The organism is Marinobacterium rhizophilum DSM 18822 (genome assembly GCF_000378045.1).
Classification (GTDB): Bacteria; Pseudomonadota; Gammaproteobacteria; order Pseudomonadales; family Balneatricaceae; genus Marinobacterium_A; species Marinobacterium_A rhizophilum.
In genome coordinates, this window is record NZ_KB899115.1 from 51,241 (window position 1) to 65,707 (window position 14,467).

The 14,467-nt window shown below is 58.9% G+C and carries 12 protein-coding genes; 6 read left to right on the forward strand and 6 right to left on the reverse strand.

The annotated features are described in order from the left end of the window. Window positions 1-345 precede the first annotated feature (345 nt). Window positions 346-2,253 (forward strand): sensor domain-containing diguanylate cyclase, encoded by a 1,908-nt coding sequence (locus F451_RS0121770; protein WP_083928516.1) that lies wholly within the window; start codon window positions 346-348, stop codon window positions 2,251-2,253. A gap of 283 nt (window positions 2,254-2,536) precedes the next feature. Here F451_RS0121770 and F451_RS26265 read toward each other — a convergent pair whose 3' ends face one another. Together F451_RS26265 and F451_RS26270 are read right to left on the reverse strand one after the other, a co-directional pair. Next, window positions 2,537-3,391, reverse strand: a complete 855-nt coding sequence (locus tag F451_RS26265; protein ID WP_020683539.1) for a sugar phosphate isomerase/epimerase family protein — start codon at window positions 3,389-3,391, stop codon at window positions 2,537-2,539. A gap of 6 nt (window positions 3,392-3,397) precedes the next feature. Further along, on the reverse strand, window positions 3,398-4,237 hold the full coding sequence (locus F451_RS26270) for a VOC family protein (protein WP_083928517.1): 840 nt from the start codon (window positions 4,235-4,237) through the stop codon (window positions 3,398-3,400). A 314-nt stretch (window positions 4,238-4,551) separates the two neighbouring features. Here F451_RS26270 and F451_RS26275 point away from each other — a divergent pair, with 314 nt between their 5' ends. The 3 genes from F451_RS26275 (at window position 4,552) to pcaG (ending at window position 6,855) form a co-directional block, all read left to right on the forward strand. Continuing rightward, window positions 4,552-5,226, forward strand: a complete 675-nt coding sequence (locus F451_RS26275) for a GntR family transcriptional regulator (protein ID WP_020683541.1) — start codon at window positions 4,552-4,554, stop codon at window positions 5,224-5,226. 292 nt (window positions 5,227-5,518) lie between these two features. Beyond that, window positions 5,519-6,235 (forward strand): protocatechuate 3,4-dioxygenase subunit beta, encoded by a 717-nt coding sequence (gene pcaH, locus F451_RS0121790; RefSeq protein WP_020683542.1) that lies wholly within the window; start codon window positions 5,519-5,521, stop codon window positions 6,233-6,235. Between the two features lie 8 nt (window positions 6,236-6,243). Further along, the gene (gene pcaG, locus F451_RS0121795) at window positions 6,244-6,855 is read left to right on the forward strand and encodes a protocatechuate 3,4-dioxygenase subunit alpha (protein ID WP_020683543.1); all 612 of its coding nucleotides are present in this window, start codon (window positions 6,244-6,246) and stop codon (window positions 6,853-6,855) included. A gap of 67 nt (window positions 6,856-6,922) precedes the next feature. On the opposite strand, the gene F451_RS0121800 is transcribed toward pcaG, so the two are convergent. From F451_RS0121800 to F451_RS0121815, 4 genes are all read right to left on the reverse strand, one after another. Next, window positions 6,923-7,831, reverse strand: coding sequence for a LysR family transcriptional regulator (locus F451_RS0121800; protein WP_020683544.1), 909 nt, complete (start codon window positions 7,829-7,831; stop codon window positions 6,923-6,925). A gap of 30 nt (window positions 7,832-7,861) precedes the next feature. Continuing rightward, window positions 7,862-9,049 (reverse strand): M20 aminoacylase family protein, encoded by a 1,188-nt coding sequence (locus tag F451_RS0121805; protein ID WP_020683545.1) that lies wholly within the window; start codon window positions 9,047-9,049, stop codon window positions 7,862-7,864. 9 nt (window positions 9,050-9,058) lie between these two features. Continuing rightward, the gene (locus F451_RS0121810) at window positions 9,059-10,375 is read right to left on the reverse strand and encodes an MFS transporter (protein WP_020683546.1); all 1,317 of its coding nucleotides are present in this window, start codon (window positions 10,373-10,375) and stop codon (window positions 9,059-9,061) included. A 367-nt stretch (window positions 10,376-10,742) separates the two neighbouring features. After that, window positions 10,743-11,672, reverse strand: a complete 930-nt coding sequence (locus F451_RS0121815; RefSeq protein ID WP_020683547.1) for a helix-turn-helix domain-containing protein — start codon at window positions 11,670-11,672, stop codon at window positions 10,743-10,745. A 337-nt stretch (window positions 11,673-12,009) separates the two neighbouring features. On the opposite strand from F451_RS0121815, the gene pobA reads away from it, so the two are divergent. Together pobA and F451_RS0121825 are read left to right on the forward strand one after the other, a co-directional pair. Beyond that, window positions 12,010-13,191 carry a 4-hydroxybenzoate 3-monooxygenase gene (pobA, locus tag F451_RS0121820; RefSeq protein WP_020683548.1) on the forward strand — a complete coding sequence of 394 codons (1,182 nt, stop codon included), beginning with the start codon at window positions 12,010-12,012 and terminating at the stop codon, window positions 13,189-13,191. A gap of 72 nt (window positions 13,192-13,263) precedes the next feature. After that, window positions 13,264-14,292 (forward strand): TRAP transporter substrate-binding protein, encoded by a 1,029-nt coding sequence (locus tag F451_RS0121825; RefSeq protein WP_020683549.1) that lies wholly within the window; start codon window positions 13,264-13,266, stop codon window positions 14,290-14,292. Window positions 14,293-14,467: the final 175 nt, after the last annotated feature.

The window sequence follows — 14,467 nt, forward strand, 5'->3', positions numbered from 1 at the left end:
CCCAAAGTCGCTTGCCACAAAGCGTGGCGCGGGAACAGGCGGGTGTGGGCTCTGATCTTGCAGGGCGGTACGATGCGACGGCGAGGCCCATGACTCAAACTCTTTCACTTCTTGAACCGCACGCTGATTTCACAGTGGCGGAGAGTGCGACTGATTCCGCGCCATTCACCTGACAGAGTTGCGGCTGTACCCCCAGTGTTTTTTGTTGGCGTGTCGGGAGGGTTGGCCGAACGTACAGGACTGGCCTGATATCAATGCTGCAAGTTCCTTGCATATCAATGCTATATTGACGGTCGATCGGCTCTAAGACGTTGATATTTTATTGACTAGCAGGTGTACAAACGCATGGATGTTGCTTCGGCGCACCGGGGATCTTGTCGACAGCATTGCTTCCCGGCGTTAGTGCCTGGAGCCCCGCTCGGTTTTCAGGTTTTGCTGCGCTCGCTGGTGATGCTTTGGCTTGGCTGTTTTCCCGTGTTCGCCCTTGGCGCTGTGCTGCCGCTTCAGCCGGTGATGACCGGGGTTGTGGTGACGCCCTACCTGAGCGTGCTCGAGGATCCCGGCGGTACACTGGCTATCGAGGATGTTCGCAGCCAACCCTGGAAGGGGCAGTTTGAATCGCTGCCCAATGACAAGACCGCTTTTGGGGTGTCCGCCTCTGCCTGGTGGGTGCGGCTGGAGGCACAAAATTCCACCGGGCAGCCGGTTGCGTGGGTCCTGGATGTGCTGCACAACACCACGGACTACGTGGACAGTTATCAGATCCGCGAGGACGGCACGGTTGTCACTCAGCTGTCAGGTGACCATCGGCCCATTGCGGCAGGCGCTACCCCCAGCGAGACGTTTTACTTTTCCTATCTGACCCAGCCCGGCAGCAGCGAGATTTACCTTCGTTTCCGTTACGCGTCCGCCGGGATCATCAATGTTTACCAGGAGGCCTCAACTGTCGCGGCCTATGCGCAGGCGCAGCATCTCAAGGCCATATGGCTTGGGGTTTTCCTGGGCGGATCACTGCTGGTTATTCTCTATAATCTGTTTCTTATGCTGTCTCTGCGCGAGGCGCCGTTCTTCTGGTATCTGCTCTATGCCTCGTCAGCCACTGTTATGTATCTGGCGCTCAGCGGACTGGGATACCGGTATCTCTGGGGCTTCAACCACACACTGGCAGACACCCTGCCGAATATCGCGGTGGCCTTGTTCTATATGCTGGCGGTGCAATTTACCCGCAGCTTCCTGGATACAAAGGTGAGAGCACGACGCTTTGATCGCCTGCTGCTGGCACTGATGCTGCTGACCGGTTGCAGCGGAGTACTTTTCCTTGTTGGGTTCAAGGCGGTCTCGATTAACCTGCTGCTGATGATCGGGCTGGCGCTGGGGCTGTTTCCGGTTCTGGGTGCCTGGCTCTGGTATCGGGGCCATCAGATCGCCAGGGGCTACACCCTGGCCTGGAGCCTGTGGTCACTGATCGTCATCAGCGCCATTTTGCGGTTTAGCGGCGTCATACCTTCCGATCCCGTTACGGTTGCCATGACCCGTTTCGGCATGATCTTTCAGAGCATTGTGCTGGCCTTTGCGCTGGCCGACCGAATCAATATCCTGCGCAATGAAAAGCTTAACGCTGAACGGCGTGAGCTGCGTGCCTCGATACGCTCGAGGGATGAACTGGAAGCCAAGGTTATGGAGCGAACCCGGGAGCTGGAAGATGCCCGCCGGCAGGCCGAGGTCCTGGCGCGCGTAGATTCCTTGACCGGCCTCTTAAACCGCCGTGCATTCTTCGAGCGCGGCAATGAGGAGGTGAATCGAGCCATACGCTACCGGCATCCGCTGTCCGTTATCATGCTGGATATTGACCGGTTTAAGGTTGTGAACGACAGCTTCGGCCACCCGGTTGGCGATCAGGTCATCAAGCAGATTGCCGGGAAACTCACCGGCGTGTTGCGGGACTCGGACATCATATCGCGCCTGGGTGGCGAAGAGTTCGCGGTCATCCTTGTCGAAACGCAGCGTGATGCCGCCCTGGCCCTGGCTGAGCGACTGCGAGCTGAAATTGAAGACTGCACGGTAACCGCCATAAGCTCAGTGGTGAAAGTCACGTCCAGCTTTGGCATTTCGGAATTAAAACCCGGCATGGGTTCGCTGAATGAGTTGCTGGCGAGTGCGGACGCCGCCCTTTATGAAGCCAAGAGCCAGGGGCGTAACCGGGTGGTTTGCGAAGCCGAGACCGAGTTGAGTATTGCCCGCCTGCGGCAGTAATGGCACCCAGCGCACATTGCTCAGGTTGATTGTTCGGCCATGCATTCAAGGCGACATCAGTCATGGCAGCAGTGCTTGGCTGATCACCCCAGGGCTGTGATCACGCAGGTCAGTTCAAACCATCGAACAGCCCCGGCACGACTGCACCGCGTGCTGCAAGGCATCCCTGGTGTGCGTGTGCGCTGGATAGCGGGCGAGGTATCTGTCGCTGTATCTTCATGCGCCGTACAGCGGCATTGAACGCCCGGCATAGAAGCTCTGGCCGTGGCGGCGCTGCTGCGTATCAGCTCAGCCCCTCAAGCAGCCACTGGCGCGACTGCACCGCGTGCTGCAAGGCATCCGTGGGACTCTGTGCAAGGTATTTGTCATTGAACACATCGAACACGTAATCTCCGCGGTAACCGATGCCCTGACAGTAGCGTACCAGCTCGCGGATGCTCTGGCCGTGACTGCCTTCACCGGGATAGAGGCGGGCGTGACGGGCGATATCGATCTGGTCTTCAAGCGCCGGAATGGCGCTCATGGCAAAGTCGGACAGCTGAACCAGGCTGATGCGTTCCACTGGAATTTCGCCGAGCGATTCCGGGCTCTGCGCCTGGGCCAGCAGGTGGAAGCTGTCAATCACCAGGCTGAGGTTGGTATTGCCGGCACGCCTGACGATCTCCCAGGCCAGGGGGTAGTTATGCACATCGTGGGCCCAGGCGAGGGGTTTGAAGCCGATGCGGATGCCGCGCGGTGTCGCCAGGGTTGCCAGGATACGCAAATCCGCCGCCATTCGGTCGATATCCACCGAGGCATGGGACGAGGTGGCCGGCGTGACGATCAGCAACCGGCAGCCCAGGCGCGCCATGAGCTGCAGGTAGGTTTTGGCCAGTTCCACCTTGTACGCCATGATTCGGCCCGAATGCCCGCCAAAGTCACGTACTTCCTGCAGCGCACTGATGCGCAGGCCACTGTTGCGGATGCGCTCTACCGAACCGCTGATACCGTCCTTGGCACCGGACAGGTCCAGCGCGCCGAGCTCGACAGCATCAAAGCCTGCCTGGGCAATTGCCTGGAGTTTTTCATCCAGGCTGCCGGTCAGGCTCAGGCTGCTGATGGAAAAGTTCGGTGCGGTGATGTTGTCGCCTTGAGTCATGAATAATTACCGGCCGATAAGAAAATTAACGCTGGAATCGAACTGAGGATGCTGCACCAGGTAGTGCGAATCCGGCTGCCTGCCCGACTGTGCGCCGGCAGGCTTGAGCTTCAGCCCGGCGGCGGCGAGGTTTTCCTGTGCAGTGGCCAGGTCGGTGGCGGCCAGTTCGATGCAGGATATCCCCTCGTCGGCAAGGTCTGCAGGCTCGGCATCGAGTTCGTCAAACTTCAGCTGCAGCGATCCATCCGGGCTGGTAATGGTCCCGTCTGCTGTCGTGCTGAAACCGAACAGCTGGCAAAAAAAGTCGCTCCACTCCCGAGTGCGCCCAGGACAGACCGCGAGTGTCATCGAGCTGACCCGCTGCAGGTTCTGCGCCGGGGGCTCGTTGCCTGGCAGTGCCTTGAAATCAATATCATAAATGCTGAGATCCTCGCCGTAGCGATCTATCAGGTAGATCTGGCTACCGCCGATGCATTCCAGCGCCGGTATGTTCAGCTCCATGACACCCGCTGTCGTGTTGGCCTCCCAGGCACCCCGCGTCAGCAGGGTCTGGTAGGCGCTGTTGGCATCGCTGACGCGCAGCGCCAAAGCACAGATGGAAGTGCCATGCTGCTGTGCATAGGACTGGGCGAAACTGCCGGGGGTGGCATTGACGATAAAGTTGATATCGCCCTGGCGGTACAGGGTGACATCCTTGCTGCGATGACGGGCACGGGCCTGAAATCCCAGTTGTTCCAGAAAGTGCACCAGCTGTGCCGGATCGGGGGCGGAAAATTCAACAAATTCCAGACCTTCAATGCGCACGGGGTGAAGATCATCGGCGGCCTTTGTTCTAGAGTCCGGCATGACTTGAATGTCTCCCTGGGTTGATTCTGATGGGGCTGCACGGCGCTGCCTGGCATTGCAGGCTGCAGTATAGGCGCTCGTTGTGCCGCCGGTGCTGTGCCTGGGTATGCCTTGTTTGCCGCTAGGGCACGACAATTGTGATGGTTAGATACTACTTAATAGATTTTGTAGTATCTATGTTTATATATATTGTTGTTTGTAAAAAATGCCTTATTGGTTTGTAATCTGCTGCTTGGCTTTCAATTCCGTTGTAGTCAGCGTGGCAGCATTTGATAAATCATGTCGCGCCCCGATCGCAGGCCCAGGTACCCCCAATGAATACCGACGACGAGAACAGCAGCACCTGTCAGCAGTTGCGTAATGATATTCTGGATGGCTCCATTGAGCCGGCCAGCAAGTTATCCATCAGTCATCTTTCCAACCGTTACGACTCCAGTGCAGCGCCCGTGCGCGAAGCCCTGTCACGCCTGGCGGCTGAAGGCCTGGTGGTTCGCAAGGGTCAGCGTGGCTACTGGGCGGCACCGGTCTCGGTGGAGGAGTTCATCGAGGTGGCACGCTTGCGGGTCATGCTGGAAGTGGATGCGTTTCGCCAGTCCATTCGCCATGGTGACCTGGATTGGGAAGCCGGCATCGCCGGTGCCCGGCACCGCGAACTGAGTGTACGCCGCAGTGCCCAGGGTCAGCTAAAGGAAAGGGCTGGTGAGCTGATTCGTGAGAACCGTCGCTTTCATCTGGCGCTGATTGCCGATTGCCCGTCCAAATGGCAACTGCGTTTTATCTCCACGCTCTACGATCAGTCCGAGCGCTTTCGCCGCCTGTCACTGCTCTACCTGCGCGAAGGGGCCGTCGAGGTGGATGAGCATGAACTCATCATGGAGGCTGCCTTTCGCCGCGACGAGGATGCCGCCTGTGACTTGCTTCGCACGCATATCGAACATTCCAACAGTCGCGTAATAGAAACGCTGTTCCCGCAAAGGCAAGCCGAGTAGCTGTCGCCGCGGCACCGACCGCGGACCTGTTACTGATTGCGGCTATTCGACGCGCATTGAGCGCGCAGAGGCTGGTAAAGCCCGTTCGGCATCTGTTGCGAGAGCATCCTCCACCGGCTGCGATAAAGCGTTTTACGCCCCGTACCCTGTTGCTCTATATATATCGATATCGGTATCTGACGCGGCGGATTTTTCAATAGACGTACTTTTAGTAAGGTTTATAGTGATCTCAAGGTTTAGGGAGGGGAGAGAATCTCCGCCTGCCTGATTAAAAGGATGAGAGAGGATCGCTATGTCTGCTAATCGCTTTGTAGCCCGTGATCGTAACTGGCATCCGGCGGCACTGACGCCGGATTATAAAACCTCGGTGGCCCGCTCGCCGCGCCAGGCGCTGGTGTCGCTGCAGCAGTCCACCAGCTCAGAGCTGTTGGGGCCTGATTTTCGCGAGCTGAAAGTGGGTCCGCATGACAACGACCTGTTGCTGAACTTTAACCACGGCGGCTTGCCGGTGGGTGAGCGCATCATCATGAGCGGCCGCATACTGGATCAGTTCGGCAAGCCCGTGGCCGGTACCCTGGTTGAGATGTGGCAGGCCAATGCCGGCGGCCGCTACCGCCACAAGAACGACAGTTATATCGCGCCGCTGGATCCGAATTTCGGTGGCGTTGGTCGCTGCATCACCGATGAAGATGGCCGTTACGTCTTCCGTACCATCAAGCCGGGTCCTTATCCGTGGCGTAATGGCCCGAACGATTGGCGCCCGTCCCACATCCATGTCTCGGTCATGGGGCCGTCGATCTCAACGCGTCTGATTACCCAGATGTACTTCGAGGGTGACCCGCTGATTCCGAAATGTCCCATCATCAAAACCATTGCCGATGAAGAGGCCGTCCAGACCCTGATCGGCAAGCTCGACATGGCGCTGAGCAATCCGATGGACTGCCTGGCCTATCGCTTCGATATTGTCGTGCGCGGTGGCTTGCAGACCTATTTCGAGAACCAGGGCTGAGGAGGGGAATGAAAATGACTACTGAACTGCTGAAAGAAACGCCGTCCCAGACCGCTGGACCTTATGTCCATATTGGCATGCATCAGGCCGCGGCCGGCAACCCGACCCGCGATCAGGAAATCAGCGATGTGCTGGCCAAGCCCGGCGCGGATGGTGAGCATATTCGTATCGAAGGCCGTGTGTTCGATGGTAACGGCAACCTGATCAAGGACTCCTTTATCGAGGTGTGGCAGGCCAATGCTCAGGGCGAATACGACCCGGTCTATAACGTCGAAAAGCCCTTTAACAGCTTTGGCCGCACGGCAACCACCTTTGACCAGGGTGTCTGGACGCTCGATACCGTCAAGCCCGGTGCCGTGGCGCACCCGAGCGGCGCGAATATGGCGCCGCACATCAACTTGTCGCTGTTTGCCCGGGGGATCAATATCCATTTGCAGACCCGGCTCTACTTTGCCGACGAAGCGGAGCTGAATGCCAAGTGCCCTGTGCTGAACATGATTGAGCACCCGTCCCGCCGCGAGACGCTGATCGCGCAGCGGGTGGAGGAAAACGGTCGGGTGATCTACCGCTTCGATATCCGCGTGCAGGGCGAGAACGAGACCGTATTCTTCGACTTCTGATCGCCAGGGTAACGCAGTTATCCACAGGCCCCGACCGGTAATGGCGGGGCCTTTTTGCTGTTGGTCGTCAGGAAAACTCCGGATAACGCTTGCGCATATCCTCAAGCACGATTTGAAAGAGTTCGGTGGCAGCCCGGGTCATGATCTCGCGTTTGGGTGTGACCATCGAGATCAGGCTGTCGGGGATATTCTCGACCAGCGGCACAATGGCGAATTCCTCTTTCAGATGATCGTACTCCAGTGCCTCGCGGGAGAAGAGGGCGGCCAGATCCGCGCTCTGCATCAGCATGCGTGCCAGCGTCATGGACGTGCACTCGCGCACGTGGGTCGGGAGTGGCAGGCCATTGACGGCGAAAAGCTGGTAATAATAGGTGCTCTGGTCCTTGGGGGGATCAAGGGAGAGCCAGTCGGTCTGCTGCAGCACGCGCAGCGACTTGGTGTGGCGTTGCGGGTGCTCCTTGCGTACCACGACCACATTGGGAATACGGCAGATCGGCTGCCATTCGAGGGCGCTTTCCATCACCGGTACCTGGGAGGTGACGGCAAAGTCGATGCCGCCCTGGCGCAGCTGTTCGAGCAACTGCGCCGGGCGCATCTCCAGAATGCGCAGATTGGCACCGGGCTGACGGCGCTGAAACTCATTGAAACTGCCGACCAGGGGCTTGAGCAGTGAGGAAATGGGCGTGATGCCGATGGTTACCTCGCTGTTCAGCATGCCCTTCATGCCATCGAGATCCTGCCGCGCCCGTCGCGCGGTTTCATGCATCAGCCTGGCGTAGCCCAGCAGTCGCTCGCCATAGGCCGTCAGGGTAATGCCCCGGGCGTTGCGATCGAACAGGGTGACGCCATACTGGTTTTCCAGTTCCTTGATCGCCTTGCTCAGGGCCGGCTGCGTGATATGCAGTTGCAGGGCCGCGGCCTGCAGGCTGCCGGCTTCGTGAACCGCCAGAAATGCTTTCAGTTGATGCGTCTTCATGACGCTATTCTACACGTGGCCGGCACCGGGTCACTCCTTCAGGTAGCGCTCGACCAGCCGTACCCAGCAGGCCGCGCCGAGCGGTATCAGGCGGTCATTGAAGTCGTAGTGGGGGTTATGTACAGAGCAGCCGACCCAGTCGCCGGTGCCGTTGGCCAGCAGGAAATAGCAGCCAGGCCGCTCTTGCAGCATCCAGGCGAAATCCTCGCTGCCCATCAGCGGCAGCGCCTCGTTGCCTTCGACCTTGTCGTCGCCCAGCACATCGCTGACGCAGCGGTGCATCAGTTCGGCTTCGGCATCGCTGTTTTGTAGCGGTGGCACGAGGCGGACGTAGTCGATGCGGGCGTCAACGCCGTAGGCCGCGCACTGACCCTGCACGATCTCGCGTATACGCCGTTCAATCAGTGCGCGGCTCTCGGGAGTCAGTGCCCGTACCGAGAGTACCAGGGCGGCCTCGTCGGGAATCACGTTGGAGGTCGTACCGGCTTCAATCTTGCCGATGCTGACGGCGGCCGATTCCGTGGGCGAGATGTTGCGCGAGACGATGGTCTGCAGTGCCAGGATAATGCCGGCCAGAGCCATGGTCGGATCGGCCGACAGCTGCGGCATGGCGGCATGACCGCCCTTGCCCTGCAGGCGGATGGTGACGCGGTCGGACGAGGCCATGAAGACACCCGCGCGGGCAACGCCGTGGCCGACCTCCTTGCCCGGCATATTGTGCAGTGCATAGACGGCATCACAGGGAAAGCGGTCGAAGAGGCCGTCGTCAATCATCGCCTTGGCGCCGCTCAGCCCTTCTTCGTCGGGCTGAAAGATCAGGTTCAGCGTGCCGTTAAAGTGGCGGTTGTGGGCCAGGTAGTGGGCGGCTGCGAGCAGGATGGCGGTATGGCCGTCGTGACCGCAGGCGTGCATGCGGCCATCAATGGTGCTGGCGTGGGGAAGCCCGGTGTGCTCCATGATCGGCAGCGCGTCCATGTCGGCGCGCAGGCCGATGCAACGGCTGCCGGTGCCATTGCGCAGTACCCCGACCACACCCTGGCCGCCAATGCCGGTATGGGTCTCGTATCCCCACTCTTCAAGCAGCTGCGCGACCAGGGCCGCCGTGCGCGGCACCTCGGCCCCGAGTTCCGGGTGGGCATGGATGTCGCGGCGGATGCGCACGAACGCTTCGCAACTGCGCAGAAAGTCCGGGTTATTGATCAATGTGTTGTCGTTCATGGCAGGATCTCAGTCGCAAGCGCGTTCAGGGGTCGGTACCGGAAAGCGCCACATGGCGATAGCGCTGATCACCAGCGTTGTCATCAGGTAGAACGCCGGCGCCATCTGATTGCCGCTCCAGCTGATCAGTGAGGCAACCAGCAGGGGTGTAAAGCCGCCGAACGCCGTGACGCCGAAGCCGTAGATCATTGACATGCCGCTGGCGCGATGCTGGCGACGAAAGGCCTCCATAATCAGCACGAACAGGGAAGACGAGCAGGTGGCGAAGAGCGCGATCAACACACCGATGACTGCCAGCGCCTGCCAGAGGGCGCTGGTGCTGTGCAGCAGCAGGAAGGCTGGATAAATCAGGATGAATGCCAGAGCCATGCCAATCATTGGCAGTGTTTTGCGGCTTTGCAGCCGATCGCACAGGCGGCCGAGTACAGGGGGAAGCAGGAACAGCGTGAGGCCGGCCAGTACGGCGACGGCAAAGGCCGTGGTGGCCGGATAGTGGAGTTCGTTAATCAGGTACGTGGGCATATAGAACACCTCGACGTACATCGATGCGGTACCGGCCCATATCATCAGCATGCCGCAGACGATGGTGCGCCACTGGGTACGCAGCACGGTTTTGAAAGGCGCGGTCAATTCGCTGGAACCTGCGTGGGTTTCATCCAGGTTGCGACGGATGTAGAGCCCCACCGGACCGATCAGCAGGCCGATGATAAAGGGAATGCGCCAGCCCCAGGACTGGATCTGCTCGGCATCGAGCAGGCCGTTGATGGCAAAACCCACCAAAGCGCCGGCCAGTGCAGCGGCACCCTGGCTGGCCAGCTGCCAGCTGACCATATAGCAGCGGCGGGGGCGGTTACCCGATTCCATCAGAGCGGCGGAAGCTGCGCCAATTTCGCCACCGGCAGAGAGGCCCTGCAGCAGCCGGCCGACAACCAGAACAACAGTAGCGCTGACACCGATGCTTTCGTAGGTTGGCGTAAGGGCGATCAGGCCGGTGCCCAGCGTCATCAGGCCAATGGTCAGGGTGAGCGCGGCCTTGCGGCCATGGCGATCAGCATAGTTTCCGATCACAACGGCACCCAGCGGGCGCATGACGAAGCCAACACCGAAGGTGGCCAGTGACAGCAGCAGGGCCGCCACCGGGCTGTCAACGTTAAAAAACAGCTGGCCAATGATGGCCGCGAAGAAGCTGTAGACGGTGAAATCGTACATCTCGAGGCCATTGCCGATCGAGATGGCGACAACATTCTTGCGTGACGTGTTGGCAGGCCGGGTGTCGCCTATCGTGCCCAGCGTAGCCGGATTATTCAGTTCCAGGGTGCTGCTCATGGCTTTCTCCCGTTTATTGTTCGGAAAAGGGTGGAGTTAAGTTGTCAGCATGCTGGTTACTGATAATACAGGCCGGGGTGAGATTGGCTCGTTAACAGAAGTTATATACATGTCTTTTGGTTTTGCTCTTTGGGTGCCGATTCGGTGAAAGCGCCCTGGTTGGTGATGTTCGGGTCTGCGTGACCCTGACTGGTGCGCGCGGCCTGTATGGCCTGTTTTTACGGTTAATTATCGAATGCTGGGGACTTTGTATGCTGGATTTCAGGGTGTAATTGGTGCGGATGCAGGAGGCCGTTGATGATGCGGTGTCAGTCGCGGGGGCTTGTTTAATTGGTTATATATATAATTTGTATTCATGTATTTTTTCTTATTCTGGCGTTGTATCGAAGTTGTTCTCGCTGCGAAAGCGGCCGGGGGTGAATCCTGTGGCGCGCTTGAAGTAACGGGAAAAGTAGGCCGGATCCTGAAAGCCCAGATCATAGGCGATTTCATCCAGGTTACTGCGGGTATAGATCAGGCGGCGCTTGGCTTCCAGCAGCAGGCGCTCCTGCGGGATGGCTTTGGCGGTCTTGTCGAGCAGCTGTTTGCACAGCCGGTTGAGACGGGCCGTCGAGGTGCCCAGGGCTGCGGCATAGTCGCTCAGGGTCCAGTGATCGCGAAAGTGTGCCTCTACCTGCTGGCGAAAGACCGCCAGGGTGGCGCTGGGGGTTGTGCTGGATTCGGCCGATATGCCGTGAAGGTCAAGCTGGCGGCGCAGTGTCATCAATACGGCGTGGGCAAGCCATTCGCACATCAGCGCGCGACCGGTATCCGGGCGATTGAATTCCCAGTCGATCTGCTGCAAAAAATGCTGCAGCTGGGCAAAGAGTGGCCCGTCTTTTTCGAAAGCAATGGTCATGGGGGTGGTTAACAGCGGCTCGAGATAGGGCAGGCTGCGGCTGTAGGACGCGTCGCTGAGCATGGGTTCTGCCAGCGTCAGTACCATGCCGACCGTCTCGGGTCGAAAGCAGAATCCATGCACCGCGCCGGGCGGAATGGTGATGGCCCAGGGGCCTTCCAGTACATGCACCTGCTCGTCCAGGCGAACCTCCACGCCGCCGGAAAACATGCAGATCATCTGAAACATGCGTCCGTGGCGGTGCGGCTTGATTACCCAGCCATGTACGCTGCTGCGGCTGGTGATGTTTTCGATATGCACAAAAGCGGGGTCTTCAATGGTGCCGGCCTCGCCGTAAAGGCCGAAGTGGGGAATCTGGGCCGGATCCGTCTGTGGTTTGGCGCGGGTCGGTGCTGCCATGGTGCGGGCCTGTGCGAGGTTGGTATTCTTGAGTTGCCTGTCTGATTAGAAGCGCCCCTCTGATTAAAAGTGCAGTTGTACCTTGTTTCGTTCGGTCTGTCTCGGTTCGTTTGAGTGCCTGTGGAGGGATTTTGGTCCAAGTTCCAGAGGTCTTGGTGGGCCATGGATGAATATTGAACTGAAGGGGCTGGATGTATGGGTGTAACAAAAGTACAAGTTTTTGTAAAAAATTTGACTTACGTCAAGTGCCGCCTGCATCGATTATAGAGTCATACCGACGGCCAGCCAGTAACTGTGGTGGCCGGCGCAAATAAGAAACAGACAGGAGGCGGTGTCCATGAAAACCCAGGTTGCGATTATCGGATCAGGTCCCTCGGGGTTGTTACTCGGCCAGCTACTGCATCTGCAGGGCATTGATACGGTTATTCTCGAGGCGAAGAGCCAGGCGTATGTGCTGAGCCGTATACGTGCCGGTGTGCTGGAACAGGGCTTTGTGGATTTGCTGCGCGAAGCCAAGGCAAGTGAGCGCATGGACGCTGAAGGTCATGTTCACGATGGCGTCGAGTTTTCCTTTGGCGGTCGGACGGAACGTATCGACCTGAAAGGTCTTTCGGGCGGCAAAACGGTAATGGTCTACGGTCAGACCGAAGTCACCCGCGACCTGATGGCAGCACGGGCCAAAACCGGTGCCACCAGCATCTACGAAGCGACCGATGTGCAGCTGCACGACTTTTATAGCGACAAGCCCCGCGTGACCTTCGTCAAGGACGGCAAAACCCAGCAGCTGGAATGTGACTACATCGCCGGCTGCGACGGTTTTCATGGCGTGTCACGCAAATCCGTGCCCAAGGATGCCATCAAGACATTCGAGCGCGTATATCCCTTCGGCTGGCTCGGTGTGCTGTCCGAGACACCGCCAGTGTCCGATGAACTGATCTACGCCAACCACGAGCGCGGCTTTGCGCTGTGCAGTCAGCGCTCGGCAAACCTGAGCCGCTACTATATTCAGTGCCCGCTCGATACAAACCTTGATGAATGGACCGATGAACGTTTCTGGGAGGAGCTTAAGGCCCGCCTGCCGGCGGAAACCGCTGCCGCCCTGGTGACCGGTCCGTCCATCGAGAAAAGCATTGCGCCGCTGCGCAGTTTTGTCGCGGAACCCATGAAATTCGGCAACCTCTTTCTGGTCGGCGATGCGGCCCATATCGTACCGCCGACCGGCGCCAAGGGGCTGAACCTGGCATCCAGCGATGTCTATACCCTTTATCACGCGCTGAGAAAAACCTACCAGGAAGGCCGTGCCGACCTGCTGGAAAAGTACTCCGAGATCTGCCTGCGTCGTATCTGGAAAGCCGAGCGTTTCAGCTGGTGGATGACGTCCCTGCTGCACCGCTTCGATGGCGATGAATTTTCCCAGCGCATGCAGCAGGCCGAGCTGGAGTACTACACCCAGTCTGAAGCCGGCCGGCGCACCATTGCCGAGAACTATGTCGGCCTGCCTTACGAGGCTGTTGAATAAAAGGGCGACTGTCGTCGCCGTGCTGCCCGGGAATCATGGCCGTTTATATAACAACAATAGACAGGTAATCCGATGAAAAAATTGACCACAGTTGCCAAAACCGCAGCCGCCACCGCGCTGCTGAGCCTGCTGCCATACAGTAACGTTATGGCCGCCGACTTCAATCTGCGCTTCGCCCACTTCTGGCCTTCGAGCTCCGGTGTGAATGAAGGTTTCGAAGCCTGGGGCAAGTCGCTGGAGAGCGCGTCTGATGGCCGTATCAAGGTGGATTTTTATCCTGCCCAGACGCTGACCAAGGCGCCTCAAAGCTATGACGCGGTGAAAAACCGCATCGCCGATATTACTGCGACGGTGCAGGGTTACAGCGCCAACCGCTTTCCGCTGACCCAGGTGATTGAGCTGCCGGGGCTGGCGAAGACTGCCGGGCAGGGTTCCTGTGTGATCCAGTCACTGTACGATGAAGGCCTGATCAGCAGTGAATACGACGATACTCATGTCCTCTTCCTGTTTACCCATGGGCCAGGTGATATCCATACCCGTGACAAGGCAATCAACACGCCTGAAGACCTCGCGGGGCTGAAAATTCGCCGCCCCACCACCGTGGTAGCCGAGCTGCTGGAAGGCCTGGGTGCGCAGCCTGTCGGCATGCCTGCACCGGAAACCTACCCATCCCTGCAACGTGGCGTGATCGATGGTGTGGCCATGCCCTGGGAAGGCATGACCAGTTTTCGCCTGAACGAGCAGACAAACCACCATACGGAAATCGGTCTCTATACGCTGTCCTTCGTGGTCACCATGAACAAGGATGTCTACGACAGCATGCCGGCCGACCTGCAGCAGGTCGTCGATCAGCATTCCGGCAAGGAGTGGGCGCAGAAGCAGGCGGTCAAGTTTGATGAACTCGATACCAAGGGCCGCGCCGAAGCCGTCGCCGCAGGACAGGAGATCATCACGCTGGAGGGCGGTACTGAAAATGCGGCCTGGAAACCGGTGCTCGACAAGGCCACCGAGAACTACCTGGCCGGCCTTGAAGGCCGGGGGCTGCCGGCCCGTGATGTCTTCGCCCGGGCTAAAGAGCTCAGCGTCAGCTGCAATAACTGAGCTCGTTTCAGAGCCGTGCCAACGTTCGTGGGCACGGCCCCGGTGCACTTATTCCCTGGAGCGAGGTTTCTGATATGAAATGGCTGATCAATGCAATCAATGGCCTGGCGCTGATCCTGTACCGGATCAGCGGCCTGCTGCTGGTCCTGATGATGCTCAGTGTGGTGGTAGATGT